The 20,155-nt window shown below is 63.9% G+C and carries 13 protein-coding genes and 1 pseudogene; 2 read left to right on the top strand and 12 right to left on the bottom strand.

Features of this window, described 5'->3' with window-relative positions; all coding sequences use genetic code 11:
- Position 1: 1 nt before the first annotated feature.
- Both tssF and tssG read left to right on the top strand, forming a co-directional pair.
- Entirely contained in the window at positions 2-1,861 is a 1,860-nt protein-coding gene (gene tssF, locus ACL2XN_RS19525; protein ID WP_413727571.1) for a type VI secretion system baseplate subunit TssF, read from the top strand.
- Positions 1,858-2,964, top strand: coding sequence for a type VI secretion system baseplate subunit TssG (tssG, locus tag ACL2XN_RS19520; RefSeq protein ID WP_410013164.1), 1,107 nt, complete (start codon positions 1,858-1,860; stop codon positions 2,962-2,964). The genes tssF and tssG overlap by 4 nt, the downstream gene beginning before the upstream one ends.
- Positions 2,965-2,966: 2 nt before the next feature.
- Here the strand turns inward: tssG and ACL2XN_RS19515 are convergent, their stop codons facing one another.
- From ACL2XN_RS19515 to bcsB, 12 genes and pseudogenes are all read right to left on the bottom strand, one after another.
- Positions 2,967-3,389: a hypothetical protein gene (locus ACL2XN_RS19515; protein ID WP_410013163.1), complete on the bottom strand. Its 423-nt coding sequence runs from the start codon at positions 3,387-3,389 to the stop codon at positions 2,967-2,969.
- A gap of 7 nt (positions 3,390-3,396) precedes the next feature.
- Complete coding sequence (locus tag ACL2XN_RS19510) at positions 3,397-3,924, bottom strand: Hcp family type VI secretion system effector (RefSeq protein WP_410013162.1); 528 nt, start codon at positions 3,922-3,924, stop codon at positions 3,397-3,399.
- A 36-nt stretch (positions 3,925-3,960) separates the two neighbouring features.
- The gene (gene tssC / locus ACL2XN_RS19505; protein ID WP_413731002.1) at positions 3,961-5,412 is read right to left on the bottom strand and encodes a type VI secretion system contractile sheath large subunit; all 1,452 of its coding nucleotides are present in this window, start codon (positions 5,410-5,412) and stop codon (positions 3,961-3,963) included.
- A 135-nt stretch (positions 5,413-5,547) separates the two neighbouring features.
- Positions 5,548-5,967, bottom strand: a pseudogene (tssB, locus tag ACL2XN_RS19500) (type VI secretion system contractile sheath small subunit); the annotation flags it as partial.
- Between the two features lie 5 nt (positions 5,968-5,972).
- Positions 5,973-6,989, bottom strand: coding sequence for a type VI secretion system protein TssA (gene tssA, locus ACL2XN_RS19495; protein ID WP_413729300.1), 1,017 nt, complete (start codon positions 6,987-6,989; stop codon positions 5,973-5,975).
- Positions 6,986-10,540 carry a type VI secretion system membrane subunit TssM gene (gene tssM, locus ACL2XN_RS19490; protein WP_413729299.1) on the bottom strand — a complete coding sequence of 1,185 codons (3,555 nt, stop codon included), beginning with the start codon at positions 10,538-10,540 and terminating at the stop codon, positions 6,986-6,988. Before tssM ends, tssA begins: the two co-directional genes overlap by 4 nt.
- Before the next feature lie 16 nt (positions 10,541-10,556).
- Complete coding sequence (gene icmH / locus ACL2XN_RS19485; RefSeq protein WP_413729298.1) at positions 10,557-11,735, bottom strand: type IVB secretion system protein IcmH/DotU; 1,179 nt, start codon at positions 11,733-11,735, stop codon at positions 10,557-10,559.
- On the bottom strand, positions 11,732-13,081 hold the full coding sequence (gene tssK / locus ACL2XN_RS19480; RefSeq protein WP_413729297.1) for a type VI secretion system baseplate subunit TssK: 1,350 nt from the start codon (positions 13,079-13,081) through the stop codon (positions 11,732-11,734). The genes icmH and tssK overlap by 4 nt, the downstream gene beginning before the upstream one ends.
- On the bottom strand, positions 13,071-13,583 hold the full coding sequence (tssJ, locus tag ACL2XN_RS19475) for a type VI secretion system lipoprotein TssJ (protein ID WP_413721609.1): 513 nt from the start codon (positions 13,581-13,583) through the stop codon (positions 13,071-13,073). Before tssJ ends, tssK begins: the two co-directional genes overlap by 11 nt.
- A 26-nt stretch (positions 13,584-13,609) precedes the next feature.
- Positions 13,610-14,002, bottom strand: coding sequence for a DUF4150 domain-containing protein (locus ACL2XN_RS19470; RefSeq protein ID WP_413729296.1), 393 nt, complete (start codon positions 14,000-14,002; stop codon positions 13,610-13,612).
- Positions 14,003-14,433: 431 nt separating this feature from the next.
- Entirely contained in the window at positions 14,434-17,700 is a 3,267-nt protein-coding gene (locus ACL2XN_RS19465; protein WP_413731001.1) for a cellulose synthase subunit BcsC-related outer membrane protein, read from the bottom strand.
- A gap of 99 nt (positions 17,701-17,799) precedes the next feature.
- Positions 17,800-20,148, bottom strand: coding sequence for a cellulose biosynthesis cyclic di-GMP-binding regulatory protein BcsB (gene bcsB / locus ACL2XN_RS19460; RefSeq protein ID WP_410013154.1), 2,349 nt, complete (start codon positions 20,146-20,148; stop codon positions 17,800-17,802).
- Positions 20,149-20,155 lie beyond the last annotated feature (7 nt).

The following is a 20,155-nucleotide window of genomic DNA, read 5'->3' as shown; positions in this document are numbered from 1 at the left end:
GATGGATAGCCGGCTATTGGACTACTACAACCGGGAATTGGCCTGGCTGCGGGAAATGGGCACGGAGTTCGCCGAACAGTATCCCAAGGTCGCCGGGCGCCTGGGCTTACACAGCGCCGAACCGGCCGATCCGTATGTCGAGCGGCTGCTGGAAGGCGTTGCTTTCCTGACCGCGCGCGTCCAGTTGAAAATGGACGCGGAATTTCCGCAGTTCTCCCGGCAACTGCTGGAGATGCTGCACCCTAATTATCTGGCCGCCACGCCGTCGATGGCCATCGTGGAGCTGCGGCCGGATGTCGCCAAGGGAGATATCAGCCAGGGTTACCGGGTGCCGCGCGGCACGGTGATGGACAGCCTGGAACGTAAGTCCCGCGGCGTCACCTGCCGCTTTCGCACCGCCCATGACGTCGACCTCCAGCCGTTACGCATCGAGCAGGTGGCGTTGGGCGGGATTCCGGCGGAGATCCGGCCCGGCGCGCTGGGTCTGGAGGGCTGCGCCTGCGCGCTGCGCATCAGGCTTTCCTGTATCGGCCCGGTTACGCTTGGTGAAATGCGTTGCGATCGGCTGATGTTTTATCTCAGCGGCGGCGATATCCCGGCCCGGCAACTGCTGGAGCTGATCATGCAGCATACGCAAACGGTGCTGGCGCAGACCGGCGGCGGCGCGTCCGTGCGCCTGAACCTGGGCCGGGAGGCGCTGCGCCATGAAGGACTTGACGCCGATCAGGCCATGCTGCCGCCGGACCTGCGCAACCTGGACGCATTTCGCCTGTTGCAGGAATATTTTTGTTTTCCCGCCCGGCTACAGTTTTTCAGCCTGGAGGGATTGCAGCCCTTGTTCGACCGCGGCGGCAAACAGCAACAGCTGGAGATTATCCTGCTGCTGGATCAGGCCGCGCCCGAACTGGAGCGCCAGGTAGATCGGCAGCATCTGGCGCTGCACTGCACGCCGGTCATCAATCTGTTCCCCCGCACCGCTGAACGCATTGTTCTCAATGAACGCCAAACTGAATACCCGGTTATCGTGGATACGCTGCATCCGCTGGATTATGAAGTCCACTCCGTCATACAGCTGCACGGCTTCGGCAGCAAAGGCGAAAACGGCTACCGGCGGCTATTCAGGCCGGTTTACGATCGCCACGATGAAGAGGGGCCTGAGGGCCCGGGCTGGTTTTCCCTGCGCCGGGAGCAGCGCCACTGGCCATCGGCCGCCGATCCGTCGATGGCGTATACCGGCTACAGCGGTTCGCTGGCCTATGTCTCCCTGGCAGACGAACGGCATCCGCCCTGGCATGGAGAACTGGCCTATCTCAGCCCCGAGGTGCTGTGCTGCAATCGCGACCTGCCGCTCACGTTGTTGCAGCAAGATAGGCAATTCGTGATGCGCGACTCTCTGCCGGTGCAACGGGTGGTGTTACGCAACGGACCCAGCCAGCCCCGCCCGGCGCTGGCGGAAAGCGCGTCCTGCTGGCCGCTGATTAACCAGTTGCGCCTCAATTACTTCAGCCTGATGGATAACCACGACGGCGGCGCGGCCCTGCGCCAGCTAGTAGACTTCCACGCCCGCAGGGCCGAGATGACCGTCAGGCAGCAAATTGCCGGCATTCGTCAGTGCCAGCTCCTTCCCTGCCATCGCGTCATGGCGTCCCCGGCCCTTGCCGTACGCGGCATCAGCGTGCGGCTAAGCGTCGATGAACAGGCATTTTCCGGCCTGAGCCCGTGGCTGCTGGGCAGCGTGCTGGCGCGGCTGTTTACGCGTCTGGCCACCATTAACAGCTTTACCGAAACCACGCTCAGCTCGATACAGCGGGGCGCCATCGGCTATTGGCCGCCGCGTCCCGGGGCGGCGACACCTTTATGAAAATTCACCGCGTCCGTCCCTGCCCCGCCCAACGCCGCTTATCTCCGGTTTCACGCCGCCGCGTCACTGCGCCATCCGCTCCAGCCGCTGATGGCGATACCAATAGCTGGGCCCTGCGCGAGCGCCATCCCTGGGAGTATGATTTGTTTCAACTGCTGCGCCGCGTTGATGCGCAGGGCGGGCTGCGCTACGCGCTGGGACGCGCGCCGCTGCCGCGCGACGAACCGCTGCGCCTGGGCCAGCGGCCGGCGCTGGGTTTCGCCGCCGCCAATATCGCCGCCATCGCGCCGGGGACAGACGCGCGGTTGCGGCGGGTGGATATTAACGGCTTCGGGCTGTTCGGCCCCAACGGTCCCCTGCCGCTGCATCTGACCGAAGAGGTTTACCAACGCCGGCGCCCCGGCCAGGAACCGGCGCTGACGGCCTTCGCCAACCTGTTTCACCACCGGTTGATTACGCTGTTTTATCGCGCCTGGGCCGACGCCCAGCACTGCGTCTCGTTCGATCGGCCGGACAGCCGGCGCTTCGATGGGTATGCCGCCTGCCTGTTGGGAACAGGCCAGCCCGCCGCGCGCGTTGGCGCGCCGGACGCGCAGGCGCGTTATTATATGTCGGGGCATTTAACCCGCGGCCCGCGCAGCGCCGAGGGGCTACGCTCGCTGATACGTCACTTTTTTGCCGTGCCGGCCAGGCTGCGGGAAAACCTGTTCCATTGGCTGCCGCTGCCAGCCGGCGCCCGGCTACGGCTGCACGCCGGTCAACACCGCGCCCGCCTGGGGGGCACACATTGCCTGGGCCTTGCCGTTCCGGACAGGCAGTCCCGGTTCGCCGTCGATATCGGTCCGCTGCCGTGGCGGCAATACCGTCGTTTTTTACCCGCCGGGCATTCCGGCACGCTTGACCGGTTGCGCAAGTGGGTGAGCCATTACGCCGGGGTGGAATTTTCCTGGGAGCTAAGAGTGGTCCTGGCGCGGGAGGAATATCGCGGCTGTACGCTGGGAGGCGGCCAGCCGCTGGGACAAGGCAGTTGGCTGGGATATAACCTGCCGTCGGCCCACCGCGACGATTTTGTTTATCGTCCCGATGAGCCGATGGGTTGGTAAACTCAGCAGGCGTTATGGGTCATTTCCCGCTGATAGACCGGTAAAAAAGTCTGGGTAAACAAGGCGTCGGCATCGTTTTGCGACAGCGTGCCGAGACAGGCGCCCAGCGCCGCCAGCATCGCCCGCCGCTGCGCCGGAGTCACCCCGCCCGTGGCGATATCCGCCGGCGGCAGCGCGCCCGGGCCATGTTCCGCCACGGACGCATCATCCGCCCGTGCCGTGAACAACCGCAACGGATCGGTTTCCCCAGCGCCGTAAAGCCGCGATCCGCCGGGCGCCTCCGCCGCCGCGATCCGGCCGGACGCGGGGGGCGCGTCGAAAAGCGCCCCCAATACCCGATCGATATCATTTTCCCGTACCGTCGCGCCCGGAAATTCATTGAGAAAGTTTTCCCAGGTCTCTTGCGGGCGGCGGTCGTCTATCAATGGGTCATTATTTAAACTTGACTTGGGCAGCGGCATTTTTTTTCACATCCCAACCAAATTCAACCTTCGCGCTCAGGGCGCCGGTGCTTAACTGTTCTCCGCAGGTCACGCCCATCACGGCGGGTGAAAAGCGATACAGCACCGCCATGGCGCCGGGCGCCACCGCGTGTCCTTCCCCCGCGCCGGTGCCGGTATGGGGCACGATTTCCACCGCGCTCAGCATCACCTCCTGCAGTTTAATCAGCAGGTAATCCTCGCTGGACTCGGCCGCCTTTCTCAGCCCCAGGGTTACCGCGGGCAGATGCGTGCCCTCGACGCATTTTTTCATCATGGTGGGCAGGGCCTTATCAATCCGCGCCAGCACCTCCAACTCGCGCACTACCGCCTTGCCGATACCGCCGCCGCCGCCCACGCTGTTCTCCGAGGGCTGGACTATCTGCCAGCGGAAATGCTGCACGTCGATCCAGTCCTTATGTTCCTCGTCCTTGGCTTCGCCTTTAACGCTGTCCACCTGCAAATAAATACTGTTATTCATACTCAGGAATCCTTTCTTACCGCGGGAAAAGGGATGTTAATTGCCACCTTTCAGCGACGGCAGCTTGGACACCAGGCGTAGCGACACCGTCAGGCCCTCCAGTTGGTAATGCGGGCGCAGGAAAAATTTCGCCTGGTAATAACCCGGATTGTCCGCCAGCTCGCTCACCTGCACCTCGGCCGCCGCCAGCGGGCGGCGCGCTTTGGTTTGCTGCGATGAGTTAACCGGATCTCCATCAACATAATTTATTATCCAATTATTTAGCCATAGCTCCATTTCACTGCGGGTTTGGAAGGTTCCCACCTTGTCGCGCACGATGCACTTCAGGTAATGGGCGAAACGGCAGCAGGCGAAAAGATAAGGCAGGCGCGCGGCCAGATTGGCGTTGGCGCTGGCGTCGGGATCGCTGTATTCCGCGGGTTTTTGCAGCGACTGGGCGCCGATAAACGCCGCGAAATCGGAGTTTTTACGGTACACCAGCGGCATAAAACCGTTTTTGGCCAGCTCCGCCTCGCGCCTGTCACTGATGGCGATTTCGGTCGGGCATTTTAGATCCACGCCGCCGTCGTCGGTGGGGAACATATGGCATAAGAGATTATCCACCGCGCCGCCCGACTCCACGCCGCGAATGGAAGTACACCAGCCGTATTCCTGGAACGAACGGTTGATATTCACCGCCATGGCGTACGCGGCGTTCATCCAGGTGAAATTGGCATGGGTGGCGCCGTCGGTCTGCTCTTCAAACAAAAAGGCGTGGACGGGATTGCCGGCCAGGCCATAAGGCAAACGCGCCAGCAGGCGCGGCAATACCAGCCCGAGATAGCGGGAGTCTTCCGATTCCCGCAGCATGCGCCAGGCGGCGTATTCGGTATTCTGCACGATCTTGCCCAAGTCGCGGGGATTGGACAGCTCCTGCCACGACTCCATCTGCATCACCCCGGGCGATGCGCCGCTGATAAAAGGGCAATGGGCGGCGGAGGCGATAAGCGACAGCTCGCGTAACAGTTCCACATCCTGCGGACTGTGATCAAAATAATAATCGCCGACGAGACAGCCCAGCGGCTCGCCGCCAAACTGGCCGTACTCCTCTTCATAAACGCGTTTAAAGATCGGGCTTTGATCCCAGCTGGCGCCTTTATAGCGTTTAAGCGTGAGCCCCAGTTCTTTTTTGCTCAGGTTCATCACGCGGATTTTCAGCATATCGCTGCTGGCGGTATTGGCGACCAGATAATGCAGCCCGCGCCAGGCCCCTTCCAGCCGCTGGAATTCGGGATGATGGAGGATGATGTTGATTTGCCGCGACAGGGTTTGATCGATAAGCGCAATCAGGCCCTGAATGGTGCTGAAGGCATCCCGGGATAATGTCACCCGGTAGGCCAGCGCCTGCTGCGCCATGGCCCTGACCGCCAACTCCAGCGCGGCGCGCGCTTCGTCGGTCTTGGTACGGAACTGCTCTTCGATCACCGCGCCGATGGCCGGCGGCAAAATGCGTCCGCCGCCCCCGGCGGCGTACATCGGCGAGTAGGGTAATAGATCCTGCCCGCCGGTATCGGCCGACGCGCCGGCCAGGCCCCGCAGCAGCTGGTCATCATTCAGCACCGAGGCCATCAGTTCCTCGGCGCCATGTTTGCCATCCATATAGGAAAGCAGGTTGGAGAGCTGGATGTGCGCCTCCAGCAGCGCGTTCAGCGGTTCGACCTGGTGCGCTATCGCCTCCGGCAAAAAGTCGTCCATCTCGTTAAAGACGAGCGACACCGGCAGGTCGTCGACGCCGGTCAGGGTATTTTCCACCCGGATGGCGATACCCGGCTGGAACGATTTCATCCGTTCATTAAAATTATCACTATCGATATCGAGGAATTTCCGGTCATCGATCCGTACCGGCGGTTCGTGCGCCCCGCCGCTCAAATCCGCCATGACGCCCATGACAAACGGCAGTTGAACCGTGCGTTCGGCGCCGTATAATTCCACCTCATACTCGATTTGCACGCGCGGCGCGCGATGGCGGGCGATCAATTTTTGTCCGCTGTGTGCTTCTTTCATCTCTCTTACTCCTTAAGGCTCTCGCAGCCGAAAAAATGCTCTAACTGGCTTGCCGCCTCCGGCGCCAGGTTGCGCACTATCGCCAGAAAGTCCTGGCTCATTAACCGCTGGATACGCGCAATCATCAACGGCGCCGGATGGCTGGACTCGTAGCGCCGGAAATAGATCTTTACCTGTTCCAGCGCCTGGTAGGCGTCGTCGCGGGTGAGGATATCGCCCTCGCGCCGGGACGACGGTGTGGCCGCCGCGCCGTTATCGGGCGGGGTGCGGCGGGGAAATAAGGAACCTTCCGCCGGCGCGGGAGGCGGCGGCGCGGTATCGTGGACCATCAGCGGCTGGGACAGGGCGCGCAGGGAAGCCAGCACGCCGGGCATGTCCGGGATCGCCGTTTCGCCCAAATGCGTGCGCAGCAGGTTGAAAAGCCGCTCCAGGGCGGAACAGATCAACGGCAGATAGCGCGCGTGCGTCTCCAGCCCCCGCCGCAGGAGGACGGACAGCCGCGCCGATTCGCCGGGGGGCTCCGCGGCCCTTATACCGTCGAGGGCGGCCGCGGCATCGGCAAACGACAGGCTGTGGCCCGCTTCGCGTACAAACAGGCTATGGCGCAGCAATTTCGCCAGCTCAAAGCCATCGCCCAGCTCGCGCAGCACGTTAATGCGCATCAGGGGATCGGACTCGCCCTCCAGCGCCAGCGGCGGCAACAGTGTCGGCCAATACCGCTCGAGCGCTTCGCCCATCAGCATAATGCCGTCGGCGTAACCGGGCACGCCGCGCAGGGCGGTCCAGGATTGCGCCAGCAACAGCATCACGCGCAGATCCTTGCTGCGCGCCAGCAGTCCGAGGGCTTGTTGCTCCACCCGGCGCCAGTCCGGTTCCAGCGCCGGGATCAGCATATCGCCGAACTGTTGTTCCGCTTTACCGCGCGCCAGCTGGTGCAGTTGAATAAAGGCCAGATCGTATTCCAGGTTTTCGCCGCAGGGCGCGTCGGTGCTTACCGGCGTAAGCAGGGCGTCGATGTTCATAACGGTTCCGGTTGCGCGGCACAGCTGAAGTGCGGCAGGGTAAAGGGGTTGCGCACGTTGTCCGGGATAATTTCCAGCGTCACGTTGCGGCCAGCCAGGGTGAAGGTGATATGCTGCGCGCCGTCGTTGCCCGTCCGCCGGCTTTGGCCGCCGTCGAGCAGCCGGTTCAGCGCCCACGGCCCCTCCCGTTCCAGGGTGGCGATGGTGCCGTCGGCCAGGCCGGCGCTCAGCCGCGCTTTGCCCGTACCCCGCGCGCCCGGCCAGTTCAGGTGATAGGCAATCGACGGGCCGTGGTTATAGCTGAGCATCTGCCCGTCGATATCAAGCGACAGGCTGAGAATGCCGTTGTCCATCTTTACGGGGCGCAGGGTAAAGGAAAAGACGGGGCGGGTCGCGCCCGGCGGGAAGAACGCATCGCCGATAGCACGTGCGGCGCGGAAAAAGTGCAGCAATGCCTCCCCGGCCGCCTCGTCGCCGGCGTTGATCCCGGGGAAAAAATGCCAGCGATTGGCGCAGGCTTCCACGCTGTCCGCCAGGTGCTGTCGCCAAAAACGATCGGCCAGCCCCGTTTCCGGCGCAAACAGACGCGCCATATCGTCCGGACTGAGATCGATCGCGCCCTGCGGCGATAAAGGATAACGGCCATCGGCGACCTGCCGGCAATACGCGCCGATCTGGGTATCGAACAGCCGCCGCAGCCGCCGCTGCGTTTGGCGCCGGGTATCATGGCCGGCGCCCTCGGCAAGCTCAAGGATCAGGCGGCGCATCGGCTGCGGCAAGCGCAAGGCATCCGCCCGCAGCCGGGAGAGGGTCTCTCCTGGCGCAGGCGCCGTATCGCCGCTGTTGTGCAGCGCGACCAGATAGCGGTATACGCAGCCCAGCTGTGTGAGAATAGCGTCAAAGGCGATGGCGGCGCCGTTTTCATCGCCCGGGCGGGACAGCGCGATAAGATCCCGGTAGTGGTGCCTTACCTTCAGCTCGGGCCCTTCCTGACCTTCCCGGTTCCCCCGCTGGGGAAACAGTGTGTTCAGCAACCCGCGGGTGCCGGCGCCGAGCTGCCGCCCGAGGTCCGGCGATGACGCCTGCGCATCGCCCGGCGGCGACAAGGCGAGGATGTCGCCGATACGCGTCACCAGGCAACGCAGCGGCGAATGTTCGCCGGACAGGATACGCGCGCTGTCGATGCGCCGGTTCAGGTCCGGCGCGGGCATCAGGCCGATATCGCCGAGAAAGTTATCCCAGCGGGTAATAAATTCGTTCATATAACAATGCCGTACGTTGGCGGCCAGTTCGTCCTCATCCGCCGCCAGGGTCTGGTTCAGCACCCAGCGGTCCTCCTCCTGTAGCCGGCGCAGGGCGACGGCGACCCGGGGATGAAAGCCCAGCCAATACCCTGCGGGGGTAAACAGACCGGGGAGCGTATCCGTGGCCGGAAGGCCGCTGTTGCGTATCAGTACCTGCTCCGCCTCGGCGCCCGCCAGATCGATAAGGCTGATGGCCTTGAACCGGCTGTCGTTAATAAGCAATGGTTTCAGCCGCTGGTAGACGCGCTGGGCAAGCGGGTGCTGACGGATGGCAGACTGAGCCGTCTCGATCAGACGCTGGTCTTTGTCGTTGGGCGACAGCAGCGGCGCGTCGGTTATCAGTTGCGCGAGATGCCGGCGCAATTGTTCATTCCCGGCGCTGTCGAGCTGCGCCGCGCCCGGCATCGCCGGCAGGGTCATCAGCACCCAGGAGCGTAAAAACCCGCCGTCGTAATGCTGCGGCTCATACAGCATTTGATAGGCTTTCAGCGCCTGATAAGTGAAATCCGTCTCGCCGCCATGCGCCCGGGCCAGCACCGCGGCAAGCTGCTGCGTCACCAGCGGCAGCAGCACGCGCTTCAGGGCGTGCCGGTAGACCAGTTCGCCGGCGCCGTGCAGCATCCGGCCCCGGTACAGGCCCATACGATGGTCCAGCGGGGGGCGGCGATAATCAAAGACCCCGGTTTCGGCCCAGACGCCCAGTCCGTTAAAGAAGGGCATTATCTGGGCCAGCCCGGGGTCGGGCGCACGCAAGATAGCGGCGCTAAGCTGTTCCAGCGCCTGGGTGCGCGCCTGTACCCGTGCCAGGTACTGATGGTTATTATGGTAGCTGGCGATACCCAGGCTCCCCGCCGCCAGCAGCAGCGCCGATAACAGGCCGTAGCCCGCGAGGTAACCCAACCGGCGACGGCATATGGCCCAGCGGCGGGTGCCCGCCAGGTCGCCTTCGGCCAGGATAATGTCCCGAAACAGCGTCTTGAGGAAATAGCTTTGCGGCGTCGGCGCGGCCACATTGGCCGTGGCCATATCCGCCGGCGTGAAGCGGTAATCGAACAAATCGTCCTGGCGGGCCGTTAACGCGCCGGCGGCCGGTCCGGTTTTCTGGTTGGCGCTGGTAAACCAGACGCCCCGTGGCGCGGGCGCGGCCCCCTCGGGAAAGGAGGCAAAGATAATCTCCAGGTAACGCAGCAGCGGCTGGCGCAGCGCGGCAAAGGCCTGGGGCAGGGCCAGGCATTTGCCGCGCTGCCTGGCATCGGGCTCCGCCAGCAGCGTATCCGCCAAGGCGTCATCTAACCGCCGCTGCAACCGGTCGAAGGCCTGCGCAAAGGCTTCTGGCAGCGAGAACCCATCTTCGGACCCGCCCCGCCAAGGAAAATCCATGCCCCAGGGCTGCGCCAATTCAGGACCGTCGAAGCGGCTGAAATACTGGCTAAACCCCGCCAGGCAATCGGCCTTGGTGATCATGATATACACCGGCAGGACAATTTTAAGCTGCCGCCCCAGCTCCAGCAGGCGTCGGCGCAACAATCCGGCCTGCCGGCAGTGCTCTTCCCGCGAGGGCTGCAGCAGATCCTGCGCGCTTATTGTCAGCACCACCCCGTTAAGCGGCCGGCGGGCGCGATGGCGCTTGAGCAATGCCAGCATCTGTTGCCAACGGCTGTCGCCGTCGGCCAGAAAGCTGCCGCAGGGACTGATCACCACGCCCAGGGAGGTAAAATACCAGTCGCAACGGCCCGGCCCGTCCGCCGCGCCGGCGTCCGGGGCCTGGGGTTCGAGAAAATCGAGCTCAGCGTTTTGCAGGGCCCTGGACTTGCCGCTGCCGCCGGCGCCCAGCATCAGGTACCACGGCAGCCGATACAAATACGCGCGCCCGAAGACCGGCAGTCCCTCCTTTTTCAGCCCGGCGCCATAACCATGATGCCGCTTGAGGATCCTGGCCGCCAGTTTAAACCCTGCGGCAAGCGGGGTTTCCTCCCTCGCTGACGGCGTCCGCTCCGCCGTCAGCAGTTGCCGTCGCACACTACGCCGGAAACGGGCCTGACGCATTGAGGAGAGGGATCGCGACAGCAGCCAAAACGCCGTCACCGCGCCGATAACCTGATAACGGACAGCGTCAGACGCCAGGGGATGCACCCCGCCGACGTCAAGCCGGGGGCCCACAAACCAGACGGCCAGGCCAACTCCCGCCGCCGCGCAAACGCCACGCCAGATTCCGCCGCCGTACAGCGCCCCCATCATTTTTAACATGTTCGTGCTCCCCGCCTCATTCTGTGTCGCCGCCGGCCAGGTTAAAGGCAATATCGATGCGTCGGTTAAGGGCGCGATTTTCCGCCGTGGTATTCGGCACCAGCGGCGTCTTGCCGGCGGCGCTTTGCGCCACCACCCGTCCCGGCTGATCCAGCGCCTGGCGCAGCATCAGGGCGACGGTTTCGGCGCGCGCCAGCGCCAGCGCGTCATTAGAAGTAAAAGCGGCGCCATGGATCGGCTGGTTATCGCTATGCCCGCGCACCGTTACCACGCCGGTGGTCTGCGCCAGATGCCGGGCAATCAGGAAGATAACGTCTTGATACGATGGGTTGAGCGTCGCGGAGGCCGACGCGAATACGTCGCCGCCGCGCAGCGTGATAACCCCCTGCTCATCCCGCAGGGACACCGCCACGCGGTTAGCGGCAATTTCCGCCGCCAGGGCCTGCATCAGCTCCGGCAGCGACATCCCGGCCACCGGCGGGGGCGCCTTGGGCAGTTGCAGGCTGAACAGCCTGTTTTGCACCCCGGTGGCAGCGACGTCCAGCCGGTTATTAAGGACGATATACAGCAAGCCAAGCAGCATCCCGCCCAACAAGACGCATAGCGGCGGCGCCAGCCGCGCCCTGGAGGTCCGCCGGGGGGCGGGGTGTAGCGCGCGCGGTTCACCCAGGGGACGGGCGTATTCACCCCTGATGCTGCGAATCTGCCGCGCCAGCCGCTGGGTCAGGATTTCCAGCCGGTAAATGCCGTTTTCCATGACCCGGTAGCGGCCGCCGAAACCCAATAACAAACAAAAATAGAGCAGCTCCAGCAGATCGATATGCTGCTCGGGCTGTTGCAACAATGTCGCCATCAGTTGGAAAAATTTCTCGCCGCCGTTGGTTTCATTATGAAAAGCCACCAGCAGGCCGTTGCCCGCCCAAATGCTGCTTTGCCCCCAGGAGGTCAGCGCCACCGCCTCGTCCAGGGCGGTACACAGGCAATAGCGCGCGCCGATAATCACGTTATAGCCCAGCGCCGCTTCCTGGCAAACCTGCTCGAAACGGCGCATTTCATCGATCATCCGCAGGCGCAGCGCCCCGGCATCCTCGGGCGGCTGCGCGTAACGTAAATGCGCCACGGCGTTCAGCAGCGGACCGGCCGCCGCCAGCAGCCGGTTGGGCTGCGCGTGCTGCATGCGAGCGTGGTCTGTCATGGCGGTGGTCCACCCGGCGGGGATTGACGCCTTATGGCCCATAATTGAATGTCCAGCCGGGCGAATTCGTCGGTAAGGTACAGGGCGAAGGCCCCGGTTTTGGCCAACTGCGACCATAATGCGCCGCTATTTTCCAGGGCAAAGCAGCTGGCGCCCGTTCGGGAAGGCAGCTGGCGCGGCGCCTGCGCCAGGGGCCGCAAGGGGATACCCGGCAATTGCAGTTGCACCACGTCGCGGATGCAGCACGCCGGCGCAATCTTGATTTGCGCCAGAAACGCGCTCGTTTGCGCCCCGCCCTCGAGTTCCGCCACCCTTAAGACAAAGTCAAACCGGTCCGGCATCTCTTTATCCGGCAATGTGGCCACGCTCAAGCCCGGCATCTTCTCGGTCAGCGGCAGGGGGATGGCGCTGTCTTCAAGCGCGATAAACAATCCCTGGCGCAGCAGCGACATCAAGAGGCCAAAGCAGCCGCCGATATCCGCATGGTCATACACCGGGATATCGCCGGCAAAGACATGCGGCGCCCGGTACACCGCCAGCTCCAGCGCAAACGGCAGCCATGCGGAGAACAGGCGCTCCGGATGTACCCTCGGGGCGTGCAGCAGATGATCTACCCTGGCGCTGAACCGGTGGATAAGCGCCTGCAGCATCAGGTCCGCCGCCCTATTGTGCCCTTCGTCCCGCTGTTGCAGCTGGCGGCCCAGCCGCTGGCGTCGCTGTTGCAGCAAACCCGCCAGCTCCCGGACATATTCCTGCAGCGCCGGGCTGGCGCGGCTGTCCAGCAGGGGAGGAAGATAACCGGGATCCAGCAACACGCCGCCGTCCCGATCCTTCGCCAGCACCCGTACCGCGCCCATGGCTATCCATTCGCCGTTAAGTTCATGTTCCGGCAGCAGCCGCAGACGCAGCCTGCCGCACTGGATCTTCGCGCCGCCCGAGGACAACGCGTTGGTGTCGGCAACCTCTTTTTCAAACGCCAGGTGACGGGCCAGCGAATCCGCCGCTTCGGTAAAAATGACCGTTTCCCGTCCCGCGCGCCGGACCGGCAATGCCAGAACGATGGTCACTCCGCCGCAGCCGGCGCGGATATCCAGCGCCGCCGGCGCATCGCAGGGATCGGTGAAATCGAACAGCGTACCGTCCGGCAGGATGCCGGCGCCGGCGGCCAGCGCCACCTTGCCCAGCGCCAGCAGGCTTTCATCCACCCGCAGGATGGAAAATCCCCAGGGATAGCGGCCATCCCGCAGGTGCCATTGGCGCTGCTCCAGATACTCCTCGGCCTGCTGGAAATGATGGGGACGCAGGAACATCCCCTCCACCCACAGCACTTTATGGTTATTTTTCATTATCATTTCCCTGCAAACCGTCCGGGGTCACGGTAACCCGGCGCAAAACGGGCGGAGGCGGCCGGAGCATCGTCCATACCGAGGCCGCAGGCCGCGGCGGCAGAGGCAATAGCAGCCGCCAGCGTTTATGGGCGAGATCCTGGTACTCGGCAAAGATGCCCAGGTAATGAACATCGTCCGCCGTTGGCAGCGGCAGGACCCGGCACTTATCGTCGGGCAGCAGGAAAATTTCTTCTCCGGCGCGCACCTGCCCGCGCAGCGTCTTATGCGCGTCACGTTGCAGGTCCTCATAGCCGGCCGACAAAAAGCGGGAGGGATCGGTAAGCTGCAATACGGTTATTTTTAGCGGTGATCCGTTATTCAGCCGGCCGCGGGCGTTCAACGCCAGGCGATCGCCGCCGCCACTGTCTTGCGGGGTTATTTCCGCCGGCGCGCAGGCGCTGATAAACGCCGTCAGCGCCAGGAGGCCGGGAAAACGAAGCCGAAAAAACAGTGAAGACATATAAAGAATCCTGTTACCGGCGGGGGTTACATTCCAAGCATCATGATTTTCAGCTGGCTGGGAAGCAGCCGCATGCCCACCATATTGGTACCGTTCTGCAGGCTCAGGCTGGTCATGCGGGTGGCGGGAGAACCTTTGATCAGGGTGGTGAACGCGCCGGTTAAATGGCGCGAGGTCCCCATTACCGTACCCGACATCACCCCCAGGTTAATGCCGGCATTGTCGCCGAAGCTGGCATAGGTCAGGGTGGCCATATTATGCGCGGGCAGTCCGCCGAACAGGATGGTATAGGTATGCGGCGTCGCCGTGCAGCCCAGCGCCATATTGGGGTAAGGCACCGGTACGGGCACCGGCGCCGGCGTCAGGCAGACGTCGGGAAACGCCAAATCCATGCCGAATAATTGACAATTCGCAAACATACCCCTAATTCCCTTTTCGCCAGCGGCGCCAGGCCAAAAACAGTGGCGACCACGCTATCAAACAACGGGAAAAAACCGCTACGGCGTTTACCTGATTTTATGCTCAACCATTGCGTTGCCGGCGTGGTCTGCAACCCGCTAATATTACCGGAACCACGAGCCCCACATTAAAACAGACGTGGTCTGGCATGGTCCGCTGTACAGCAAAAGCGCGACGCGTGCGGATCGCCATGGGCCCGCCGAGCGGATACGCGATGAACGCGCTGCGCGGCATCGTCAATCACGCCCATTGTGCTGCAAAAACGGCTGGGGGAAACGCTGGTGGTGGACGACGACGGGCCAATATGGCATTGGCCGGCGCGCTGATTCTTTTAAACCTTTCAACCTGGCGCGCCGGGGATGACGACACCGGGGGGAATTTTCCGGCCGGGTTATTTAAAATCCGCATAGGGGTTCAGCGGCTGCGGCGGCATTGCGAGGTCGCCCTGCCAGCCCGCCATCGAATAGCGCAGGTAAGCAAGGATATGGCTGGGCGTGTAGTCCTTGGCCTGCTGGATATCGATACCGGCGCCAAGGGTCCAGTGCGACGACAGGCGCCGTTCGATTAACGCCTGGACGGTATAGCCAAACCCGGAACTGTCGCCGCCCGACGATAGGATGTCGGCGGCGCCCACCCCCGCCAGGGGATAACGCCGCCGCTCTCCCGTCGAGGCATGCGACCAGGATAACGAGGCGCCGAGCTGCCAGGAGACATTTTCCGCGCGCGCGCGATAATTTACCGGCACGGCCAGTGAAAAATAGCGCTGCGGGCTATAATACCCGCCCTGCCCCAGCGTATAGCCGCTCAAATCCCGGCGATAATGCCACAGCATCGAATTCAGCCCCACGGTGGCCCGCCGGTCCTCTTCGTTAATCACCTTATAATAATACCCGCCCATCAGCCGTTCGCGGCTATTGTCGGCGACATTTTTACCGGTCAGCTGATGCGCGCTCAGATCGCCCCACAGGCCGTTGGCATTACCCTGATCATAACTCAGGCCCAGGCCGCCGCCGGTGGCGCGCACGCCGCCCCAGGTCATGCCGGTGCCGGGATCGCGAGCGCCGGCAAAGGACAGCAGCGAGCTGGAAACCGGCCGGCGCGAGGCGGTGGCGGTCCAGCCGAGACTGCGCCAATCGCCGCGATAAGCGACACCGCCCACCCAGTCGACCACCGGAAAACCCAGCGGCGTGGTGCCGATATCGGTTTTCCATTGGTCATTTTCCCAGCCGGCGCCCAGGCTAACGCCGGTCGCCGTTTGGCGGCGATTCCCGTGACAGGGCAAATCGGCGCACGTGCCGAAGGTGCCGCCGTAATCGTTGGCCAACGTTCCCGCGTCCATACGCACAATATCGGCGCGGCCAAAAGCCCGCCCCTGATCCCAGGGCATATCCGCCTGCAGCATGGTGGTATTAGCGCTCAGATCCGATTTGCCGGGGGTTCCGCCATCGCTCCAGAAATCATGGTCCAGGGTAAAGTTAACGTCCTGTTGACGATACAGCCCGCCGGCGTCGGCGCGGATACCGCGGCGCAGCCAGTCGTCGCCGGGGTTATGACGCGTCAGGCGGGTATACTCATCGTTATTCGCGGGGACGCCGGCACTGAGGCCCGCGGCCTGCATGGCGGATTGATAGTCCGCGCGCGCTGCTTCCGGCTGGCCGCCCCGTTGCTCGACGCGCGCTAAATCACGGTAAATCAGCGTTTTATCCTGCCCGTTCGGCGCTGTTTGTACCCGTTTTTTCAGTTGCCGCAGCCCGGCCGCCGCCTGCGCCGCATCGCCGGCGTCCAGCCAGGCCATGGCGATGCGCCGCTGCTGATACAGGCTCAGTCCATCGGTCGTCGATCGCAGGTATTGCAACGCCCCGCGCGCTCCTGCCGGGTCGCCGTCGGCAAGCCTCCGCTCGATGACGTCAAGCCGGCGGTCTATGTCTTCCGCGCGTTTCTCCCGCTCCAGCCGCTGCGCCAGCTGGCGCATCCCTTCGCTCCACTGACCGGACGGCAGCCCGCGCAGATGGGTCAGCGCCGCATCGTCCCGCCCGCTGCCCGCCAGATACAGCGCATAAGCGTACACCTGTGCGGGATCGCCGGGATAGCGCCGCGCCAGCGCGGCCATCAGGGTATCAGCCTCTGACACCCGGGCCGTATGGCGCAGCGCCTGGGCATAATGATACGCGGTCCAGATAGCGCCCGGCTCCAGGTCCAGCGCCTGCCGGTAACGCTGCGCCGCCTGCGCCCAGTGTCCCGCGCCGGCGTCGCGCCCGCCCTGGTCCGTGAGTAATGTCAATTGGATAGCGAGCTGCTTATCCCGCAGCTCTTGCCGCTGGCCCGGGGGAAGCTGCCCGAGATAATCCAGCGCCAGCTGCGGCGAGCGGCGCTGGTAAAGATTGACCAGCCCGCGCTGGGCGCTGCCGTTGTCGTGCTCAAGGGCCAGCGCGCGGCGATAAGCATATTCGGCCGCCGAGTCATTATCGCGCGCCACCGCCACATCGCCCAGGCCGACCCAAGCCCAGGCGTCCCGATCGTCAATACCGCGCGCCTGCCGGTAATAGCCATCCGCCTCGGCGAGATGCCCGGACTTAAGCGCGCGATCGCCCTGCTCCAACGCCCACCAGTAACGGTTGGTTTGAATCAGGCCCCGCCATTTTGCGCCATTAAAGCCATTTTGTTCAGCCCGCTGCGCCCGCGTAAAATAGTCCAGCGCCCGCAGGCGTTGGCCGGAGCGCGCATAGGCCAGCCCCATGGCGCCCAGCACTTGGGCATCGTCCGGCGTGGCGGCCAAAGCCTCGGTTAACGGCGCAATGGCGCCGGAGGAGGCGCCCTGTTCAATTTTTGCCAAACCCACCATCCTGGCCTGATAGCGCGGGTCGGCCAGCAGCGCCTGCCGCCGCCGCAGTTCCTGCTGCGCGGCGTCGGCAGACGCGCCGTCGTTGAATACCCTAAGGTAAAATTGCAGGGCCGACACGCTTTGCGCGTCCACCGGCGTTGCCTTTATCCGCGCCAGCCACATTTCGGCGGCGGGCTGCCGGCCCGCCGGGGTATTCGCCACCTGCCGCAGCCAGTCGATAGCCTGTTCGTTCCGGCCGGCGGCAAAGGCGTATTGGGCCAGTTGCAGGCGCAGGGCGACATTGCCCGGATACTGCCGGTCAAGGTCGGCCAATTGACGTTCGGCCTCGTCTTGGTGGCCGGGTACGCGGGCCACCAGTTGCCAATATTCCAGCGCCAGCTCCACCGGCGGCGGCTGGCCGCCGAACACCTGGTCGTACAACGCCCGGGCCTCCGCCAGCCGGCCCGCCGTGGCCAGCAGGCGCGCCTGCTGCAGCCGCTGCTGTGTTTCCGGCCGCGCCAGCTCCAGGCTGAGCCGCGCCTGGCGAAATTCCGTTGAATCCGGCGCCAGCCGCTGGATTTTTTCCAGCCGCTCCCGCGCCTGGTCCTGGTTGCCTTCACGCAGATCCAGACGCAGCTGGGCCGCCAGCACTTGCGGACTATCGGGCGCGATTAACGCTAAACGGTCCAGTGACTGGCGCACCAGTTGATCCTGATGATTAGCCTCGCCCAGTCTGACCTGCGCCAGCAGCCACTGCTCCGGCGCTATGGCCGGCGGCTGCCCGGCGCGTACGGGCGGCATAACGGCTAGCGACAAGGCCACGCCCAACACCATCATCAGCGCCTTGCCCACCGGCCCTTGTGCGGGGCGGCGTATGGCGGCCGGAAGGCTGCCCCCGGCGCCCCATGGCGCGATAAAACGAACGGTGGGCATGCGTTATTCCCCGTCGCCCGCGGATAAACGACGGCGGCTGAGGGCGCGTAAACCACACCAGAGCACCATGGCGGCCAGCACCACGGCGATCACCGCCATCAGCGCCAGTATTACCGGATGATGGGCCAGGGCATTCCAGACACGTTCCCACCAGGGCAAATGACCGACGTAATAGGTGTCGCCCACCTTCAGGCTGTTGACGCCGGAATCGCGGATAAGCGCCACCGAACCGAAAACCCGCGCCTTTTGCAGATTATCCGCCATGGCATTGTTAAGCAGGGCGTTGCCGTCCGGTCCCTTCGCCAGCAGCGCCACGATGCTGCGCTGATTGAAGTAAGGCGACTGCAGGCCGACCACGGCGGCGATGGATCCCTGCGCGGCGATCTGGGTACTGGTATCGGCCAGGGCGTCCACGTCCGGCGTGGTATTGTCCGGCAGCGCCGCCTGGCGCACCGGCTGGTTGATCCAATCGCGGGTGGCGGCCAGCAGCAGCTGGGCTTTTTTTCCGTCGCGCATGCCGTCGTTTCGCAAGACCGCGGGCAGATCACCTATCAGCAAAATATCGGCATCGACGGCGCTCACCTGCGACCCGTCCTCGCTCAGGCGCATGCCCAGGGCCGGATAACCGGTTAGCGCGCCGATATTACCCAGCGTGTTCAGCAGGGTGGTCAACTGTAGCGGCTGCGGTTTCGGCGGCACCAGCACCAGCGTCTGCGACAGATCGGCCAGGCGGCTGAAGGGATAACCCGCGTTGGCGAAAGCGCGCAGATCCGGCATCGCCATAAAATGCCGGTAGCCGGAAAAATCGATAGTCGAACTGTCGTCGATCACCACATGATTGGGCACCGTGGTGTAGGTTTCACAACGCCCCTCCGCGCCGCCGGCCAATAGCGAGGTATAGTCGAAAGCAAAACGGATCTGGTTAACCGCGCCAAGCTTCAGCGCCGGAATCATCAAGTCCCGGTGATCGGCCAGCAGGCCCCGCAACAGCGACAGGTGCAGCAGCTGCGGACCGTCGTCATGGCCGGGCAGCAGGATAAAGTCCTGCACAAACTGATTATTCAGGCTGACGCTCAGCCGCGAGGTATTTTTCAGCTGGGGCGAGGTGTAGCGGTAGCGCAAACGCATATCGATACCCTGGCTGTTGATCAAAAACAGATCGGGCGGCAGGTTCATATTCAGGCTAATGGGCGTGGGCACGATCCCGTCCGCCTGCAGCTGTTCGGGGTACTGCTTAAGCTCGCCAAAATTCATCGGCCGGTCGGTGCGGACCCAGTTGGGCGCGTCATAGGGCTGGCGCGGCTGAAGCTGCTCCACGCTTTCCACCGCCACCGCCTGCCCGCGAAACAGCATGTTGCCCTGCGCAATGCCTTTCACCGCCGTAAGCAGATCCGCATCATCGCGCCCGGTTATCAACAGCAGTTTAATAAAAGGATTATCGCGCGGGCTGACCATCGCCACCGCCGGGCCGGTGGCCGGCGGCATATCACGCAGGAAATCCGGCCGGCCGGCGTTGGTGGCGAACACCACCGCATGGCGATCGGGCTCGCGATTGTACAACACCGGGAACGTCTGGCCGCGCCATTGCGCCCTGACGCCGAACCAGGAGGCCAACATCGCCGCGGCCTGCTGCTGGCCCGCATCCGGCGCGGCGGCAAAGACCATCGGCAGCGTCAGCGGCCCGGTATCGCGCGCATCGAAAAACGGCATGGGGAAACGCGATAAATCATTCTTCAGCGGCAGTGTTTGATAGCGCAGCGCCAGCGAGCTGCCTTTGCCGATCTCCAGCCACAGGGTGGTATTGGCCGGATTCTCGCAGATATTCTGGTAGTGGCCGACAAACTCCAGCCGGATACGATTAAAATCGGTGATATAGCGCGGATCTATGGGTACCTGTACCTGGTTTTCCTTGCCCAACTGCTGCTGACCGATAGCCTGCACCGCCATCAGCTGATCGTTAAGATAAACCTTCAGATGCGACTGCACCGGGATAAGCGACGGCGACGGCGTATAGTGTAAATTCAGCATCGCCTGGGTAACCACCTCATCGCCGCGCACGCCGAATTCAACCTGGCCGTTAGGCTGGATGCCGCGCAGGGTCATGGTGCCGGGCGGCGGCGCGATGACGGCAAAGGGCAGCGTGATGTCGCGCACCGGGGCGCCTGGCATCGGCGCATCCGGCCCGCGGAAAGCCGCATCGGGCGCAGGCGCCTGCTCATCCCGCGTCCCGGTTGCGGCCCCGTTTAACGTCAACGCCGGGGGCGCCGCCTCTGCCGGGCCGCCGGCGCCGGATACCGGCGCCGCGCTGGCGAATAGCGCGACGGTGAGCAAAGTCCATATCAGGTTTTTCATCGGTTAG

It is taken from the genome of Sodalis sp. RH22 (assembly GCF_047324165.1).
Lineage (GTDB): Bacteria > Pseudomonadota > Gammaproteobacteria > Enterobacterales > Enterobacteriaceae > Acerihabitans.
Note: the sequence above shows the minus strand (reverse complement) of the source record. Positions and strands in the feature narration are given on the sequence as shown.

Bases quoted from the DNA above. Each gene is read 5' to 3' on its own strand.
- tssF (WP_413727571.1), top strand. From the start codon at position 2: ATGGATAGCCGGCTATTGGACTACTACAACCGGGAATTGGCCTGGCTG.
- tssG (WP_410013164.1), top strand. From the start codon at position 1,858: ATGAAAATTCACCGCGTCCGTCCCTGCCCCGCCCAACGCCGCTTATCT.
- ACL2XN_RS19510 (WP_410013162.1), bottom strand. From the start codon at position 3,924: ATGAATAACAGTATTTATTTGCAGGTGGACAGCGTTAAAGGCGAAGCC.
- tssA (WP_413729300.1), bottom strand. From the start codon at position 6,989: ATGAACATCGACGCCCTGCTTACGCCGGTAAGCACCGACGCGCCCTGC.
- tssM (WP_413729299.1), bottom strand. From the start codon at position 10,540: ATGTTAAAAATGATGGGGGCGCTGTACGGCGGCGGAATCTGGCGTGGC.
- icmH (WP_413729298.1), bottom strand. From the start codon at position 11,735: ATGACAGACCACGCTCGCATGCAGCACGCGCAGCCCAACCGGCTGCTG.
- tssK (WP_413729297.1), bottom strand. From the start codon at position 13,081: ATGAAAAATAACCATAAAGTGCTGTGGGTGGAGGGGATGTTCCTGCGT.
- tssJ (WP_413721609.1), bottom strand. From the start codon at position 13,583: ATGTCTTCACTGTTTTTTCGGCTTCGTTTTCCCGGCCTCCTGGCGCTG.
- ACL2XN_RS19470 (WP_413729296.1), bottom strand. From the start codon at position 14,002: ATGTTTGCGAATTGTCAATTATTCGGCATGGATTTGGCGTTTCCCGAC.
- ACL2XN_RS19465 (WP_413731001.1), bottom strand. From the start codon at position 17,700: ATGATGGTGTTGGGCGTGGCCTTGTCGCTAGCCGTTATGCCGCCCGTA.
- bcsB (WP_410013154.1), bottom strand. From the start codon at position 20,148: ATGAAAAACCTGATATGGACTTTGCTCACCGTCGCGCTATTCGCCAGC.